We start from the raw sequence: 19042 nt of genomic DNA, 5'->3' as shown, positions 1-19042 counted from the left end.
TACATACATATATATAATAAATTAAATCTTATTTAAAAACATCCACTTTATTCATACTATTAATCCCCAATAAATACCTCCAGCCAACAAAAACCGATATATTATAAAAGGAATTAAAGAAATATTTTGCACTACTTTCAAAAAATATCTCACAGTAAATAACGCTACAATAAATGCTAAAACACTACTCCCAATCAATAATAAAGCATCCGTCGCGCTGATAAAGGAGCCATGATGATAAAAAGTTAATACTGCAGATCCAGATATAATAGGAATCGCTAAAAAAAATGAAAATTCTGATGAAATACGTCGATTTAATCCAACTAATAGACCACCCCCAATAGTAGCACCAGCACGAGAAAATCCTGGCCAAAAAGCTAAACATTGGAAACATCCGATTAAAAAAGCTTGTAAATAAGTTATATTATTAATATTTGATACACGCGATAATTTAGGTAAAAATAATTCTCCAACTAATAAAAATAACCCTCCAATTATTAATCCATACATGATATATGTTAAATCAAAAAACAATCCAATTTTTTCATAAAAAATCATACCTAACACTATCCCAGGTAATGTTCCTAACAATATGTGTCGAATACATAAATAACTGTCATCAACGCGTTGTTTAAGTAATATTTTTTTTATAAAAAATAGACTCATACTACACAATCGGGTCCAAAAAATTTTAGTTATAGATAAGATAGCGCCCAACTGAATAATTACAGTACAAGCTTTAACCGAATCATCCATGCAGCTTAGGATATGCTCTACCAATATCATGTGCCCTGTTGAAGAAATAGGAAGAAATTCCGTTAAACCCTCTACTACCCCTAAAATCAATAAAATAATTAATCTATGTACATCTAACATTAATGATCCAAAATAAATAACATTATCATAATACTTAACCTAACATAAATTATTAACATATACACTACAACATCACTTATAAAATATAAAGGGCAATTGCATTTGCTTAAAAGTCTTTTTTATATATAAATACGTTCGCATATCACTCAATAAACTAACCCCTTTTTTAAAGATTTAAAAAGTGTTTCATTTTTTCTTTCAATACATACACCAACATTAGAAGCATTATGAATTGCACCAGGTTTACCCACTTTTACACGAATCCAATAAATATAAAACTTTCCTAGTAACGTATTTGCTGTTAAATTAGCGACATCCTCTATTAAATAAAAATGTTGCTGGTTCACTAAATTAAATATGGTATGACTTACATGAGTATAATCTATATAAGACGCTATACTTTTATTATCTGAAAAAAGTTCGGCATCATATGACAATTGCAAATCAAAAATTAATTTTTGCAAACATTTTTTTTCCCAATCATATATACCTATATGAGCCATTACTGTCAGTCGTTCAATAAATAAAAGGTCCATCATATATTATATTCGATTACATAAACAATTATTTATTTAAATGATATTGACTGTTTAATATACACACATATATATATAAAATATATACAATAATTACCATTGAATCTCAATAAAACAAATTTATGACTTTTTTTTCTATTCTAATGATGATATTTGCTTATTTTTTAGGATCAATATCTAGCGCTATTTTAATATGCAGAATATTACATTTTCCAGATCCAAGAAATTTTGGCTCTAAAAATCCCGGTGCTACTAATATTTTTCGCGTCGCGGGTCATAAAATTGCAATCAGTGTAATATTATTTGATTTCCTAAAAGGCATGATCCCAGTATATCTAGGATTTTATTTTAAAATTCCACCTATCTTTTTAGGCATTACGGCTATCTTTTCTTGCTTAGGGCACATGTATCCTATATTTTTCAAATTTTATGGAGGAAAAGGTGTAGCTACTGCATTTGGATCGCTTACAGCAATAGATTCTAATCTTTCTATTGTTATGATAAGCACTTGGATATTAACCGTACTATCCTTTAGATATTCCTCACTAGGATCCATTATCGCCGCACTAATTACACCTTGTTATGCTTGGTATTTTCAATCCCAATATTTGTTTACAACAATCATACTATCTTCTTTAGTTATAGCAAAACATACCGCCAATATTAAACGACTATGGCATCGAAAAGAGAAACACATTTGGCACAATTAATATCAAAATATATGAACATATTATTATAATGATTATTTGATTCTCGGCAGAGTTTCTAAAGACCAGCGCGGTCTTACTAAAATTGGTAAATCACTAAACAATCCAGCCTGTAACCTAATTAATCCAATGTAAGCTACCATTGCGCCATTATCCGTACAAAACTCTGATCTAGGATAAAATAAGCTTCCTTTTAAAATATACATCATCTTTAAAAGACAGGATCGTAAAGCATGATTAGCACTAACACCTCCGGATATTACTAAACATGTTAATCCAGTCTGATCTAATGCACGACGACACTTAATTGCTAATGTTTCAACAATTGCATCTTCAAATGCACGCGCAATATCAGCATGAGTTTGAGCATCATGAGAACTGGACATAATAGTATTTACCACAAAAGTCTTTAATCCAGAAAAACTAAAATCTAATCCAGGTCGATCAGTCATGGGGCGCGGAAATGTATAACGATTCGAAATGCCTTGTTTAGCCATTTGTGATAACAAAGCTCCTCCAGGATATTTAAATCCCAATAATATAGCAATCTTATCAAACACCTCCCCAACAGCATCATCAACAGATTCTCCCAATATTTTATATTTCCCTATATTACTCGCAAACACAAGTTGTGTATGCCCGCCGGATACTAATAATGCTATAAATGGAAATGTAGGAACCCTTTTTTCTAACATTGGCGCTAATAAGTGAGCTTCCATATGATGGATATCAACAGCGGGTATTTTCCAAGCATAAGCAAGTGTCCTAGCAACAGTTGCTCCTACCAACAAAGCGCTAATTAACCCAGGTCCGGCAGTATATGCTATTCCGTCAATATCTCCTGGTTTTAAATGAGCTTGATCTAACGCAGATAAAATTAAAGGAACTATTTTTCGTATATGATCACGAGCAGCCAATTCAGGCACAACTCCTCCATAATGAGCATGCAATTCATTTTGATTATATACGTTATTAACTAATAATCCTTGATGTTGATCATAAATTGCTACACCAGTTTCATCACATGAAGTTTCAATACCTAAAACACGCATATAGTACTCCATATTTGATTGATACTTACAAAATACTTCACACTAATTTTATATTTCATGTCACAGCATTTAATGCTATACTATAAAACATTAAAAATATAGTTTTTATCACATTAAACGCAACAATCTTTAACAAGAAGATTGAATAACAATTGAGACAAGTATATGCCAATCATTAAAGTACGCGAAAACGAATCATTTGACGTAGCTTTACGTCGTTTTAAAAGATCTTGTGAAAAATCAGGAATTTTATCTGAAGTACGTCGTAGAGAATTTTATGAAAAACCAACTACAGAACGTAAACGAGCTAAAGCATCAGCAATTAAACGTCACACAAAAAAGTTAGCCCGAGAAAATTTAAAACGTATTCGCTTATATTAAATATAAACAGTCCTTATATATTTTCTATAACAAAATAAACGATAAAAACTCGTTTTTAATTATAAAAAAGCCGCATTGAACATATATATATCTTTATATCCACAATATTAGATCATAAATGATAATAATAATTTCAGTGTTATCTATTATTCAATAATCCAAATTGAGGAAATATAATTACCCGCATCCCAAATTCAGTAATCAATGATTTGATATCACGCACTAACATTGTTGATTTAATTAATCAATACATCTCTTTAAAAAAACAAGGTAAAAATTTTTTTGCCTGTTGTCCATTTCATGCCGAAAAGCATCCATCATTTACTGTTAATCTCGAAAAACAATTCTATTATTGCTTTAGTTGTGGATCACATGGGAATGCAATAGATTTTTTAATGAATTATAATCGGCTAACATTTATTGAATCAATCAAAGAACTATCGATCATGCATGGAATCTCAATAGAAAGAAATGTAGATATTTGTAAAAATAATAATTATCAAACTAATAATTTATATCAGTTAATGAATAAATTGTGCACATACTATAAAAATATTTTGACCCAAAAAAAATATTTATACGTCTATAAATATTTAAAAAATCGGGGATTAAACGCCAAAACTATTGATCACTTCAATATTGGATTTGCTCCGCCCAAATGGGATAACATAATACAAAAATTTAGTTTTACATTATACGACCAAACATTACTTGATCAATCAGGGATGTTGATTAGTAATAACAAAAAACATAAATACGATCGATTTCGTGATCGACTCATGTTCCCTATACGAGATACAGCAGGAAGAATTGTAGCATTTGGGGGTCGCGTTATTACAAACAAAAAAACACCTAAGTATCTCAATTCACCAGATACAGAAATTTTTAAAAAAAGCCAGCATTTATATGGCTTATACGAAGCACGTATGCAGAACAGAAATCTCTCTTGCATACTTTTAGTAGAAGGTTACATAGATGTTATTACATTAACACAATTTGGAATTAATTACGCAGTAGCTTCCTTAGGAACTTCTACTACTGCTAGTCATATTCGATTATTATATAGTATTACCAATCAAATTATTTGTTGTTACGATGGTGATTATGCTGGTAAACAAGCAGCCTGGCGTACATTAAATACCTCTTTACCATACCTTACTGATGAACGTCAAATACATTTTGTATTTTTACCTCATGGAGAAGACCCAGACACATTAATACGCAAAATAGGAAAAGACAATTTTTTAAAGAAGTTAACACAAACACAAGATCTATCAAATTTTTTATTTGAAACACTATCACAAAAGATAAATTTACAAACACTAGCAGGCCGGGTTAAATTAAGCAGCCTAATATTACCTATACTTAACAAAATTCCAGGACAAACACTAAGACTATGTTTGCTTCAACAATTAGGCAACAAAATAGGAATTCTAGATGATAATAAATTAAACCAATTACTTACAAAGAAAAGTATCATATCTAGTAACAACGTAAGAAAATATCGTATCAATTATAATATAGAACACATATTAATAGGATTATTGATACAAAATCCACAACTTGCTAAATTAGTACCAAGTATACAAGGATTAGAACAATTTCGGCAGGAAAATATCGTAATTTTTATTGATTTGATTAAAATATGTAAAAAATATCCAATATTAACTTCTGCGCAATTATTAGAACACTATCGTGGAAATCAATTTTTTTCAAAACTTGAAGCACTGGCATATTGGAACCACTTGATTACAAATGATATGATAAAGACTACTTTTATTGATGCGCTGACCAAATTATATAATTTAACACTTGAACAACGTCAGGACATGCTTATTGCTCGTGATCGCGCATCTGGTCTGACCACTCAAGAACGTCAAGAATTATGGCTATTAAATAAAACATTATCGAACCATTAATATAAAATATAAACTCTTTGGATTCTAATATTACTAATGAAAATAATCATGAAAATACCTCCCGAATGAATTATTTTTTAATAGTTTCATTTATATATCAATCGATAGATTGGGCATTGTACCACTATTAAATTTTTAAATATAAACATTACTTTAAAACGTGGGAGTCTTTTTATGGAACATAACCCACAATCGCAACTTAAGTTACTCGTTACACTCGGAAAAGAACAAGGATATTTAACTTTTTCTGAAGTCAATGATCATTTACCAGAAGATATTGTGGACTCTGGTCAAATTGAAAATATAATCCAAATGATGAATGATATGGGCATTCAAGTCATGGAAGAAGCTCCTAATTCCGACGAGTTTTTATTAATTGAAGATACTAATTCTACTAATGATGAAGAAGATGCAACAGAAGCAGCTGTGCAAGCATTAACTAACGTTGATTCGGAATTATTAGGTAGGACAACTGATCCAGTACGAATGTATATGAGAGAAATGGGTACCGTAGAATTATTAACACGAGAAGGTGAAATAGATATTGCTAAAAGAATTGAAGATGGAATAAATAAAGTACAATGTTCCGTTGCTGAATATCCAGAAGCAATTACTTATCTTTTAGAACAATATAAACGCGTAGAAACTGGTGAAACACGTCTTTCAGATTTAATTACAGGTTTTATTGATCCTGATATGGATGATGATGAAAATATATTAATACATACAAACATAACCCACATCACTTCTGAGATTACTGCTGCGGTAATATCTGATGACGATGAAGAAGAAAACAACGATGAAAATAACATTGATCCAGAAATAGCTCGTAAAAAATTTACAGCACTACGTGACCAATATGAAATAACACGGAAAACAATCAAATATAATGGACGAAATCATATTCAAACATCAACAGAAATTTTAAAACTATCTGAAATATTTAAACAATTTAGATTAGTTCCAAAACAATTTGATTATTTAGTTAATAATATGCGCTCTATGATTAACAGAGTGCGTAAACAAGAACGCTTAATTATGAAATTATGTGTTGAAATTAGTAAAATGCCAAAAAAAAATTTCATAGAATTATTTGCAGGAAATGCAACCAATCAAGATTGGTTTGATACAGCTTTATCTATGCAAACATCATGGGCAGAAAAATTACATAAAGTTGATGAAGGTGTACGACATAGTGTATCACAACTACATCAAATTGAAAAAGAAACAGGACTAACAATAGAAAAAGTGAAAGATATTAATCGTCGCATGTCTATTGGAGAGGCTAAAGCGCGAAGAGCTAAAAAAGAAATGGTTGAAGCTAATCTTCGTTTAGTTATATCTATTGCCAAAAAATATACAAATAGAGGATTACAATTTTTAGATTTAATACAAGAAGGTAATATTGGTTTAATGAAAGCTGTAGATAAATTTGAGTATCGCCGTGGTTATAAATTTTCCACTTATGCTACTTGGTGGATTCGTCAAGCAATTACTAGATCAATTGCAGATCAAGCGCGCACTATCCGAATTCCAGTTCATATGATAGAAACTATTAATAAACTGAACCGAGTTTCTCGACAAATGTTGCAAGAAATAGGACATGAACCAACACCAGAAGAACTAGCAGAACGTATGCTCATGTCGGAAGATAAAATTAGAAAAGTATTAAAAATTGCTAAAGAACCTATTTCTATGGAAACTCCTATAGGAGATGACGAAGATTCTCATCTTGGAGATTTTATTGAAGACACTAATCTTGACTTACCTTTAGATTCCGCAACTTCAGATAATTTACGTACTGCCACTCATGATGTACTTGCTGGCTTAACTCCAAGAGAAGCTAAAGTATTGCGTATGCGATTTGGTATTGATATGAATACCGATCATACTTTAGAAGAAGTAGGTAAACAATTCGATGTAACCCGTGAACGGATTCGTCAAATAGAAGCAAAAGCTTTAAGAAAATTACGCCATCCTAGCCGATCTGAAATATTACGAAGCTTTTTAGACGATTAAACGAATATAATTATAATAACACAATCACCCGATTTATTATATAGTATATGATGATTATCATAATAATTTTAATAAAACATTGTAAAATTACATAACATTAAAAAAAAACAATATTTTTTTTAAAAAATACGAAATATGATATACACTACAATAATTAGGCACATTAATCAACAAAAATCATATAACAAAATACAATGGAACTAACACAGATTTTATATGAGGTATACAATATTTTTTATTTGATAAAATACACAAATTATTCTATATATAAAAATAATCTGATATAGATTGTTATATAGTTATAGCTCAGACGGTTGCGGCCCCTTAGCTCAGATTGGTTAGAGCAGGCGACTCATAATCGCTTGGTCGCTGGTTCAAATCCAGCAGGGGTCACACATTACTCTTTATATATATATGTATGTAAGAAGTAATTTTTTTATTTTTTGTGAGGAAAAACAAAATATCTAAAGATTTTTTGTGCAATAAATAAAATACATACTAAAATACCCAGAAAACACTTCCTATCTTTTAGAGATAGGACAGGACATATCAATAATCCTTAGTTATTGTATTAACTATTATACATTCCAATTGTCTCAAAAAAAACCTAACACAATCAATATAAACACCAATACAAATAAACTAATCCAATCCCCTAAGCCTGCAGCTATAGTTAAAATTCCTAAAGTAACAGTAAAATTAAAAACACCTTTTGCAATTAATACTCCTATTATAACTAACAAACTATCTCTAGAAAAAAATAACTAAAAGTATAGCATTCCCAAAAAAGAATAAAAAATACTAACGAATCAGCAACTAACATCCTTCCTATATTAAGAAATAATATACAATCGTACCATCATATTACACTGAATCAATGCTTGCAAAATATTTATCACTTTAATTAAGTTCATAACACACAAGATATGCAATTAATTCAAAAAATATAATTTATTTATATATATTCAACTTCATTAAATCACTTTTTTATAAAAAGTTTAAATATAATATTTCTCTAAGACTCACATAATGCTCTAATTACAACGTTGAATTAATAATTACTAATTTGATATTATAGTTCTAATTTTTTTTAAAAGATTTTTATAAAACATCAAATTTTATAATTTATTATATTATTATTTATAATATAAAAATTACTTCTATTTACATTTATAACCATATGCGTACATTCACTCTTCAATGCTAACAGTAATAGTATCTTACCGATTATTAATTTTAGTTCAAAAATCTATGTATCCCAACGATTGGAATATGTCAAAAAATTAACCAAAATATACACAAACATACTTATTCTAACAGATAACAATTATTTTTATAATAAACCATCGCCTATTAAACCACTTATAAATTATCAATATAGTTTTAACCACTACCGTTAATATAATTTTTTAATAATTAATCAATACAGAAATATCGTTTCAATCAAACATACAATGCTACAAATAATTTTATCATTCAACCATTGTATTCATGATATGGTAAATATATCATTTAATTTATTCTAGCAAGGAGTCAGCCGTTAAGCCGGGTTCTGTCTCGGACAATCATTCATCTAAACTAACATTCACACATCAGTTTCAGCAGCTTACCCAAGTTCAGTACGGGCCATACTATAGAACTTCTATTTAGCCTTGCTCCGAGTGGAGTTTACATAACACGAACTGTTACCAATTCGGATGGTGTGCTCTTACCACACCTTTTCACCCTTACCCATATACTATTATCATAATTTATTATGAAAATAATTATCGGCGGTGTTCTTTCTGTTGCACTTGTCGTAGATTCATATCTCCCAGGTATTACCTGGCACCCCGCCCTATGGAGCCCGGACTTTCCTCCCCTCCCTTTGTAATTACACTGATTATATTTAAAATCACTATAAATACGAAGAAGCAGCGATTGTCTAGCCAACTCCTTGAAATATTGTAACTATTGTTATATAAAATATTATTTAATCAAATAATACCACATCATTAATATTATTTAATTTTTCACTTATATACTTCTTATAAAGTATATTCTTTTTCACACCATATATCTGTGCTACTAAAGTTGCGGCTCTTTTTACAGATAACTCAGATGCTAATAATTTCATAACATGAAATATTTTTGGTGACAATTCATTTTTTTTCAGGCAATTTCCTGATACAACTAAGACTATTTCTCCTTGAATACGAGAGTTATCTTGTTGCAACCAAGATAACAAATGACCAATAGGAGCTCCATAAATAGATTCCCATATTTTAGTTAATTCTCGGGCTAATACAACATAACGCTCTAATCCAAAAACACTCGCCATATCTTTTAAAGTATCTATTACTCTATATTTTACATCATAAAAAATTAATGTACGTGATTCTTCTAATAAAGCTTGTAAACGATCTATACGTAAATTATGTTTATGTGGTAAAAACCCTTCAAAACAAAAACGATCTGTCGGTAGACCAGATCCAGATAATGCGGTAATAGCAGCGCATGGACCAGGCAACGGAACAATTTTTATTCTTAATTCTTGGCAAGATTTCACCAAACAATATCCTGGATCATTAATTAACGGAGTACCCGCATCAGAAACTAAAGCAATATTTAATCCTGCTTGTAACTTTGAGATTAACATTGGTGTTATCTTGTATTCATTGTACTGATGTAATACACACAAAGATGTACGAATGGAAAAAAAATTTAATAATATACGAGTACGGCGTGTATCCTCTACAGCAATGCAGTCTACTTGACGCAATACTGATAACGCTCGATATGTAATATCTTGTAAGTTTCCAATAGGAGTTGGAACTATATACAACGCAGAAACACAGTTGGACATTGGCGATAGCATATTATATTATTTGGATACCATCTTCTATTTCAATAAATACCATTTTTGTCAAACAATCAGCAAACATTGTATATTCTTTATGCAAAACATTCCATACACCAATTTATTATGCTTATGAAAATAAAACCCAATTACATCATTTATTGTAACCAAATTACACTCCACATACAACAACTAATAATGTAAATAAATTAATTAACATATCTTTATTATTTTTTAAAATATTAAAATATATTCTTAATTTATATCTCTTAAAAAGCGAACTTTTTATTCATAAAATAACATTAAAGAATAAAAATCTTTTACCAAAAAAATAATCTAGTCAAAAAAATCAATCTTCCATTTAAAAACAATGTGCTCTCAAACAAATTGAGAACCTAATTAAATAGTAAGAAACAATTTCTTTATAAATGTGCTACACTCTTCATTTGCATCTTAATAATCATGTTATATTTAATTTATATATATAAATATATTCAAGAGATACTCACTATCACTAAGTTAATAAAAAATAATACTAATCTTACATCTTTGAGGCTGTCAAACACATGAATGCATATCAATGAACATTAGATATCATAAAATTCAGATATTATTAATTTTATTGTCTATGTTAACGTTACAATCTTGCTGTTCGGGCATGTTGACTATTGGAACTGCTGCAGTTATAACTACTGCATGGAATGATCCTCGTACTATAGGCACTCAGCTAGATGATAATATCTTAGAGGCTCACATTGCTCGTGCTCTTAACAAAAGCAAACATATTAAAAAATCCGCAAGAATAAAAAACACTGTATACCAAGGCGATGTGTTATTAACTGGGCAAACACCTACCATTTATTTCGCTGAAGAAGCTATAAAAATAGTAATGAAAATAAGTGGAACAAAAAATATTTATAATGCCATTCGGCAAGGTCAACCGATATGTGTGCGGTCTATTCTTATAGATACTTGGATTAGCAGTCAAATACGTTTAAATTTCCTTACAAAAAAAAATATAAACAATTCCAATATTAAAATAATTACAGAAAACAAAGAAGTATTTCTTTTAGGAAAAGTTACACATGAAGAAGGTCAATACGCTGAAAAAATTGTAAATACAATAGACGGGGTAAAAAATGTATTCACTGCTTTTTCTTATATATAAATATATATACAAATCGGTGAATACATACCATCGCTCTATGAAGTTTGTTTACACACTTAAAATCAAGATAACACTTACAAGTATTATATCAAGTATTTACTCTTACATATTATTGTTAATATTAATTTAATATTATTTTTTTTAACTACCTTTTATTTTATTGTCGAATACAATACATTCATTATATGCAGATATACCAACGGGATAGGGTATTTCACCCTATCCCGTTGGTATATAACGCACTACATTTAAAAAATTTATCACAATATATTGAATTGATAAATAAATATATATTAATTTATATTTATTTTAAATATCACTTATAAATATATCTTGAACAAAAAAATCAATACCTATCACCAAATTTTTCAAATTTTGTATTTTACTCTCTGAGTAAACCTATAAACAATATTTAAAATAACTTTCTCAATTCTACAAAAATCCTTAATACATTAAAATAATTTCCTGAAAAAACTAACCACCTATAAAATTTATAAAATAATAATAATTAAATAATAAATCCAAATTATTATAACTCCCATCCATACACAATTTGTAATCCATATTTATAAATTGAATCTACTTATACAATTAACACATAAACTATCTACATAAATAAAATTTTATTTATCTAATTAGTTAAACAAAAATCAATAATACTATAAAATTTTTGTTACCAGGACATTCCACCAATTATATCATATATTTCCAAAATTATATAATATAAACACTTAATACATCAGAATCTATTTACAAATAATATTGTTCAAAACTATTCACAAACCACTTCTAATCTTATTTCTAATAAGAATACATTGAAAGCTTTTTATTAAACCAATTCTAATTTTAGTTAAAAACTATAATATACCGTTACAATAATATCATTGTAAATGATGACTACATCTCACAGTACGCCAATTAATAAATATTCATAATATCTATTATATATACATGACAATACCACATAGAATTAGTTAAAATTAACCATAACTGCTTAACAATTATTTGAATAACAATTCAATGTGGTATTGTATAAAAAATTTATTTTTTTGTAATAAGCATGTGTTTGTTACTAATTTCATTTAATTATTCTTAAATAATCAATCAAATAATTAAATATTTTTACCATAACTAATTATTTCTTCTATAGTTAGAAACTAAAAATAACATCTAAATTTAAAAATTTATCCAAATAAATAAATTTAAACACTGTACCAGCTCTAAATTCAAACTAAGATCTAACAAACAATAAATAAAAATTCAAAAAAACACAAATTCAATTTCTCCCTAAAAAAATACATATCAACTTGCTATAATCCATTCTTATTCAACACACTAAATTTATATAAAAATACAACAACAACAGTGTTATTGCAATTATTTCATTCATCCACACTATTTGAACGATATTTAATACTTATCGTGATCTTTATTATTGATCATAATTGTATATTTAATGTTAAAGAATATACAAACACATACCATGCATGATAAATATCAACGCTTAGAAAACTGAGGACGCCTACGTGCCTTACGTAAGCCTACTTTTTTTCTTTCTACTTCTCTAGAATCTCGTGTAACTAATCCCATTAAGCGTAGCACACCACGTAATTTCTCATCATACTGCAACAACGCACGTGTCATTCCATGACATATCGCGCCAGCCTGGCCAGATATACCACCACCTTTTACGGTAATATATATATCTAATTTATCTAATAAATTAGTAACTTTTAAAGGCCTTACAATGATTGATTGCTTATTGCTTTGGGGAAAATATTGATCTAATTTACGTTTATTTATCACAACTCTTCCAGTACTCATATCCGACTTAATAAATACCCGGGCAGATGCACTTTTGCGTCGACCAGTACCATAATATTGATTAGGATTCATGCTTTGTTTCCATCTCATTTTTCATTAATAATCTATAAATTGAGGCGCTTGCGCCAAATGTACATGTACATTCCCTGCATATACTTTAAGTCTACAATACATCATACGACCTAAAGGACCTTTAGGTAACATGCCTTTTACTGCAATCTCAATTACCCTCTCAGGATGTCTATTTATCATTCTTTTAAAATTAGATTGCTTAATACCCCCGATATATCCAGTGTGATGATAATATATTTTACAGTCACGTTTATGGCCACTTACAGACACTTCTTTTGCGTTTAAAACAACAACATAATCTCCAATATCGACGTGAGGGGTATATTCCACTTTATGTTTACCAATTAAATGCCTAGCAATCACAGTAGACACACGACCAAGTATTTTATTTTTAACATCAATAACATGCCACGTCCGATTAACCACACTTGATTTTGTCATAAAAGTTTTCATAGAAATAAAACCCAGCTCAATATAAAAATTCATTGTATTAATTAAATAAACACGATTAAATACAAACACAATATCAGGGTATGTGATAGTACCACATACTATTCTTAAAAAGTAAAATTTCTCTAATATCTTTTAAAATTAACATAGATGTATTGTAGTACTTGATCCATAAAATTTCTCAATCCACATATCACAGATTGATCAAAACAAATTCATAAACTAAAAAAATATTTTTAACATTATTTTCAATTTTCCTTAAAACCACTCAAATATTTATTTAAACCGATCACTACACTTACATCTATTTATTTACTTCATAGTATTCATACGAATACTTATTGATAAAGAAAATTAAGTAGAATAAAATTGCATTAAATAATATACATATTTACTAAACAATGATCATATTCATCTACATTTTAAACTTATTTATACAGCAACACACAAATATATGGAAGCAATTACGCACTAATCAATTAACATACAAAAATACATCAAATAAAACAAATTTAGGAGTATTATTATGGTATGGATGTTTATGCTTTTAAGCTTAATAATTGGGATTATTATAGGAGCAACTATAATGTATTACAAAGCACGCTATTTATTAAATGATCAAAAAACTTTATATAACGAATTGCAAGATAAAAAAATCAAACTAAACGAATACCAAAAAGAACTAAGTAATCACTTTATCTACACAATAGAATTATTAAACAAAATGGCAGATGACTATCGCCGTTTATATCATAATGTTAAAAAAAGTGCTAATTTTTTTTTACCAAATATACATATACAAGATAATATGAACATATTCAATCTAAAAAAAACAAATATAAAAAATGAACAATTACCAATAGAAGCACCATTAGATTATTCCAATAATACAGAAAAAACTCTAAAAAATCATGATAATAAATAATACAAAAAAAATTGTACCATTTCATATTAACTATTTAATATATCATATTATACATAACATATGCATTACAGAATCTCATCTATCCAACCTGAAGCGATTACAAATTAGCTCAGACAGAGATATAGATGTAAATAATTGAATCGTTAAGGTTTCATCAACATTTTAGTAAAAATTATTTTTTGCTTACAAATATAACCAATTAAATTAATTATTTATGAAAATAACACACTTACTTAACATATTAAGTATATTATTTATATTAGGAGCTTCACATTCTGAATCGTCTGTAAATCATGCAACATTTTCTACAGAGACATCAAGATTATTGCCAAGTTTAGCTCCCATGCTAGATACAGTACTACCAACGGTGGTAAGTGTGTACGTAGAAGGTATGCAACCTGCAAAAAGACTTACATTACCTAAAGAATTTAAATATTTTTTTGGACCAGATATTCCTGGAGGTAATTTTGGATCTAGACCATTCGAAGGGCTAGGATCAGGGGTAATTATTAACGCCAACAAAGGTTACATTATTACTAATAACCATGTTGTCAACGGTGCGGATAAAATTAAGGTGCAACTGAACGATGGTCGAGAATTTAACGCTAAATTAGTGGGACACGATGAACAAACCGATTTGGCATTACTTCAATTATCAAAATTCAAAAACCTCTCTGAAATAAAAATAGCTGACTCCGATATTTTAAAAGTTGGTGATTTTGCTATTGCAATTGGGAATCCCTTTGGATTAGGCCAAACTGCAACTTCTGGTATTATATCAGCATTAGGAAGAAGTGGTCTCAATCTTGAAGGATTAGAAAATTTTATACAAACCGATGCTTCTATAAATAAAGGAAATTCCGGGGGAGCTCTGGTTAACTTACATGGAGAATTAATTGGAATTAACACTGCTATTTTAGCGCCTGGGGGGGGGAATATTGGTATTGGTTTTGCTATTCCTAGCAATATTGTCAAAAATTTAAGTCAACAATTAATCGAATTTGGAGAAGTAAAACGAGGGCAATTAGGAATCAAGGGAACAGAATTAACCGCTGATATCGCTAAAGCACTAAATATAGATGCACAACGCGGCGCATTTGTTAGTGAGGTTTTACCAGGAACTGCGGCTGCTAAAGCAAATATCAAAGCAGGAGATATTATCATTTCCATAGAAGGAAAACCAATAAAAAATTTTGCAGAATTAAGAGTTAAAATTGGTACTACTACGCCAGGAAAAATTATAAAACTAGGATTACTACGAGATGGAAAAATACAAACAGTATCAGTTTTACTGGATGATAGTACTTCTGTAAGTACTAGTGAAGAAATGTTAACTCCAGCATTACAAGGAGCTTCTCTAATTAATGGATGTTTAAAAGACGGTACAAAGGGAGTACAAGTTGAAGACGTGGTAAAAGACTCCCCCGCTTATTCTATTGGTCTACAAAAAGGCGATGTAATCGTCGGGCTAAATCGTACAAAAATATACAATTTATCTCAATTACGTAAAATTTTGAACGAAAAACCATCCATCATAGCACTGAACATTATGCGGGGCGATACAAGTATATTTTTATTGCTTCGTTAATTTTTGTTCTATTTTAGCCGCGCAACTCTGATTACCAAAATAATAATTTATTACCCACATTATTAAAATATTTCAATAAAAAATTAATATTTAATAAATTGAAAATTTATTACACATGGTCATAAAAAAATAATTTTAGTTAACATTTTCAAATGTTATTATGCATTATATCTCAATATATATATATTATTACTAATCATGATCGTTTAATATAACTGATTAATACAACAACATATCTTTAATATATATCACTAAAACCAATTAAAAAAATAAAAATTATTAGACCTTGCAGTAATCAGATGATTTGCTGGTGACTCGTTCAATCTGAGCTCCCATATTTTTTAATTTTTTTTCAATGTGATCATATCCTCGATCAATATGATATACACAATCTACTACCGTTAATCCTTCAGCAATACAACCAGCTAACACTAAACTTGCAGAAGCTCGCAAATCTGTTGCGATAACTCGAGCTCCAGTTAATGAATCAACCCCATAACAAACTATCATATTATTTAATATTTTAACATGAGCTCCCATACGAATAAGCTCTGGTACATGCATAAACCTATTTTCAAATATAGTTTCTGTAATTTTACCCATTCCTTCAGACATTATATTTAATAAAGTAAATTGTGCTTGCATATCAGTAGGAAATCCCGGATATGGTCTAGTGCACACAGTAATAGCTTTCGGTCTTTTTCCATGCATATTTAACTTAATCCAATCCTTACCGATGTCAATATCAGCTCCAGATTCTCGTAATTTTTGTAAAACAACTCGTAAAGTATCTGGACGTGATCCTAAGCACACTACATTTGCACGTGAAACAGCAGCAGCAACTAAAAAAGTTCCAGTTTCAATACGATCTGGCATAATATAATACTTTCCACCGCCTAATTTTTGAGTTCCTTCAATAATAATTCTATCGCTTCCAGCCCCATTAATATTAGTTCCTAACATAATCAAAAAATTAGCGGTATCCACAATCTCTGGTTCACGAGCAGCATTATCAATGATAGTAATTCCTTCTGCTAATGCAGCAGCACTCATAATAGTAACCGTGGCTCCAACACTAATTTTATCCATTATAATATGAGCGCCATGTAATCGTCCATTCACAAAAGCTGTAACATACTCCTTCTCTAAGATAATTGTTGCTCCTAACCGTTCTAAACCATTAACATGTAAATCTACTGATCGTTTTCCTATTGAGCATCCGCCAGGCAGCCAAATTTTACCTTCTCCAAATCGAGCTACTAACGGACCTAGCGCCCAAATAGAAGCACGCATAGATTTAACTAAATCATAAGAAGCACAATACGTATTCACATTACTAGCATCGACACAAACTACATCACAGTGTTCCACTTTTGCTCCAAGTTGCTTTAACAATTTTAAAGTAACTTCAATATCTTTTAATTTAGGAACATTAAAAATTTCTACTGGCTTTTCAGTCAATAACGTAGCAAACAAAATTGGTAACGCAGAATTTTTAGCGCCTGATATATTCACCTCACCACTTAAAGGGGTAGGACCACTAATATAAAACCTATCCTTTATCATATAACTAACATCAATCATATATCAATATCATAGCAATTAAACACTGATTCATACGTTGCACAATTGACGCTGCTTATTCCATTCTTCAGGATTAAATGCTTGAATAGATATAGAATGTATTTCATTATTTAATATATATTGCATAAGAGGAGCATATATAAATTTATGCCGTTCTAATTCATTCATACCATAAAAAACATGACTTATAGCAATAATTTGATAATTATTCTCATAAAGTGAGACATATGCTTCATCCAATGATAAATGTTTTAACAAAATACTCTTAACTTCGTCTACGTTCATAATTTTCAAACCATTTTAATGAAAAAAACATAACAACAACACGACACAGCATTATATTTCTTATATTTTATACCATACAATAATTATTGTACTGTTGTTTGTATGTCAAAAAAAATCATACAATTTATATTTTATTATAAATGCCAAACATTTACTACTCAAACTGTTGTAGATAACATACAGTCATCACTATTACTATCCGAACTTGTTTATTAAATAAATACAATATGAAACTAAAAATTTTAAAAAAATAACCAATTACTTCCAACTATTAACGTTCTTAACATAACACATTTTTTATCATTTTATATGCGACAATATCTTTTTTATAAATAACATGCAAGAAAATAAGATCTAATGTAATTGTTGAAACAATTAACTCTATAAATTATTATTATTGTTAATATACATCTTTTATTGTATTTACTTATTTGAAAGTATTTTTTTTTAAAAAATATTATTTTTGTATTATTAGCGTAGTTATTACTATAATATGCCTCAATAAAAGATTTATTAAATGTACTAAGTACAATCAATTACATCCCTTATATAATGATATTCATCCTATTTATAATAAAACATAAAAATTTACTATTTATATAATTTTTAAAATCATTCACTAATATAAGAATAATAATATCGCATTAAACATCACGATCAATAATCAACAACATTTCATACAACTAATTTTTTTTATTAATTAATCATACAAAATCCATCCTATTCACGCTCGAGTCAATACAATTACAATATAGAATTTAACGATCAATTACATATACAATCATAATTGTAATAGTAAAAACCTAAAAAACAATAA

General features: G+C 29.0%; 15 protein-coding genes, 1 tRNA gene, 1 other RNA gene and 1 pseudogene. 8 read left to right on the top strand and 10 right to left on the bottom strand.

Annotated features, from left to right (window positions below; translation table 11 throughout):
* Positions 1-51 precede the first annotated feature (51 nt).
* Both uppP and folB read right to left on the bottom strand, forming a co-directional pair.
* Entirely contained in the window at positions 52-876 is an 825-nt protein-coding gene (uppP, locus tag Bamer462_RS00315) for an undecaprenyl-diphosphatase UppP (protein WP_500837730.1), read from the bottom strand.
* A gap of 146 nt (positions 877-1022) precedes the next feature.
* A complete protein-coding gene (gene folB / locus Bamer462_RS00310) occupies positions 1023-1415 on the bottom strand; it encodes a dihydroneopterin aldolase (protein ID WP_500837729.1) in 393 nt (130 codons plus the stop codon).
* A gap of 119 nt (positions 1416-1534) precedes the next feature.
* Between folB and plsY the strand changes: the two genes are divergently transcribed.
* Positions 1535-2122 (top strand): glycerol-3-phosphate 1-O-acyltransferase PlsY, encoded by a 588-nt coding sequence (plsY, locus tag Bamer462_RS00305; protein ID WP_500837728.1) that lies wholly within the window; start codon positions 1535-1537, stop codon positions 2120-2122.
* A 32-nt stretch (positions 2123-2154) separates the two neighbouring features.
* On the opposite strand, the gene tsaD is transcribed toward plsY, so the two are convergent.
* Entirely contained in the window at positions 2155-3171 is a 1017-nt protein-coding gene (tsaD, locus tag Bamer462_RS00300) for a tRNA (adenosine(37)-N6)-threonylcarbamoyltransferase complex transferase subunit TsaD (protein WP_500837727.1), read from the bottom strand.
* Positions 3172-3336: 165 nt separating this feature from the next.
* Here tsaD and rpsU point away from each other — a divergent pair, with 165 nt between their 5' ends.
* The 4 genes from rpsU (at position 3337) to Bamer462_RS00280 (ending at position 7883) form a co-directional block, all read left to right on the top strand.
* A complete protein-coding gene (gene rpsU / locus Bamer462_RS00295; protein WP_500837726.1) occupies positions 3337-3552 on the top strand; it encodes a 30S ribosomal protein S21 in 216 nt (71 codons plus the stop codon).
* A gap of 173 nt (positions 3553-3725) precedes the next feature.
* On the top strand, positions 3726-5471 hold the full coding sequence (dnaG, locus tag Bamer462_RS00290) for a DNA primase (RefSeq protein ID WP_500837967.1): 1746 nt from the start codon (positions 3726-3728) through the stop codon (positions 5469-5471).
* Positions 5472-5645: 174 nt separating this feature from the next.
* Positions 5646-7490 carry an RNA polymerase sigma factor RpoD gene (rpoD, locus tag Bamer462_RS00285; RefSeq protein ID WP_500837725.1) on the top strand — a complete coding sequence of 615 codons (1845 nt, stop codon included), beginning with the start codon at positions 5646-5648 and terminating at the stop codon, positions 7488-7490.
* 318 nt (positions 7491-7808) lie between these two features.
* A tRNA-Ile gene (locus Bamer462_RS00280) sits at positions 7809-7883 on the top strand.
* A 248-nt stretch (positions 7884-8131) separates the two neighbouring features.
* Here Bamer462_RS00280 and Bamer462_RS00275 read toward each other — a convergent pair.
* The 3 genes and pseudogenes from Bamer462_RS00275 to rsmI form a co-directional block, all read right to left on the bottom strand.
* A pseudogene (locus tag Bamer462_RS00275) lies at positions 8132-8251 on the bottom strand (DedA family protein); the annotation flags it as partial.
* Between the two features lie 764 nt (positions 8252-9015).
* Positions 9016-9426: RNase P RNA component class A (gene rnpB, locus Bamer462_RS00270), an RNA gene on the bottom strand.
* A 36-nt stretch (positions 9427-9462) separates the two neighbouring features.
* A complete protein-coding gene (gene rsmI / locus Bamer462_RS00265) occupies positions 9463-10335 on the bottom strand; it encodes a 16S rRNA (cytidine(1402)-2'-O)-methyltransferase (RefSeq protein ID WP_500837724.1) in 873 nt (290 codons plus the stop codon).
* A 574-nt stretch (positions 10336-10909) separates the two neighbouring features.
* Here rsmI and dolP point away from each other — a divergent pair.
* Positions 10910-11497 carry a division/outer membrane stress-associated lipid-binding lipoprotein gene (gene dolP / locus Bamer462_RS00260; protein ID WP_500837723.1) on the top strand — a complete coding sequence of 196 codons (588 nt, stop codon included), beginning with the start codon at positions 10910-10912 and terminating at the stop codon, positions 11495-11497.
* 1497 nt (positions 11498-12994) lie between these two features.
* Here dolP and rpsI read toward each other — a convergent pair.
* Positions 12995-13393 carry a 30S ribosomal protein S9 gene (gene rpsI / locus Bamer462_RS00255; RefSeq protein WP_500838015.1) on the bottom strand — a complete coding sequence of 133 codons (399 nt, stop codon included), beginning with the start codon at positions 13391-13393 and terminating at the stop codon, positions 12995-12997.
* A 24-nt stretch (positions 13394-13417) separates the two neighbouring features.
* Complete coding sequence (rplM, locus tag Bamer462_RS00250; RefSeq protein WP_500837722.1) at positions 13418-13846, bottom strand: 50S ribosomal protein L13; 429 nt, start codon at positions 13844-13846, stop codon at positions 13418-13420.
* A 523-nt stretch (positions 13847-14369) separates the two neighbouring features.
* Here rplM and Bamer462_RS00245 point away from each other — a divergent pair.
* A complete protein-coding gene (locus Bamer462_RS00245; RefSeq protein ID WP_500837721.1) occupies positions 14370-14768 on the top strand; it encodes a Z-ring associated ZapG family protein in 399 nt (132 codons plus the stop codon).
* 214 nt (positions 14769-14982) lie between these two features.
* Positions 14983-16356: a Do family serine endopeptidase gene (locus tag Bamer462_RS00240; RefSeq protein ID WP_500837720.1), complete on the top strand. Its 1374-nt coding sequence runs from the start codon at positions 14983-14985 to the stop codon at positions 16354-16356.
* 279 nt (positions 16357-16635) lie between these two features.
* Here the strand turns inward: Bamer462_RS00240 and murA are convergent, their stop codons facing one another.
* Together murA and Bamer462_RS00230 are read right to left on the bottom strand one after the other, a co-directional pair.
* A complete protein-coding gene (gene murA / locus Bamer462_RS00235) occupies positions 16636-17922 on the bottom strand; it encodes a UDP-N-acetylglucosamine 1-carboxyvinyltransferase (protein ID WP_500838014.1) in 1287 nt (428 codons plus the stop codon).
* A gap of 48 nt (positions 17923-17970) precedes the next feature.
* Entirely contained in the window at positions 17971-18225 is a 255-nt protein-coding gene (locus Bamer462_RS00230; RefSeq protein WP_500837719.1) for a BolA family protein, read from the bottom strand.
* Between the last annotated feature and the right edge of the window lie 817 nt (positions 18226-19042).

The organism is Candidatus Blochmannia americanus (nom. nud.), assembly GCF_059934915.1.
This window is presented reverse-complemented; position numbering and strand designations above follow the sequence as displayed.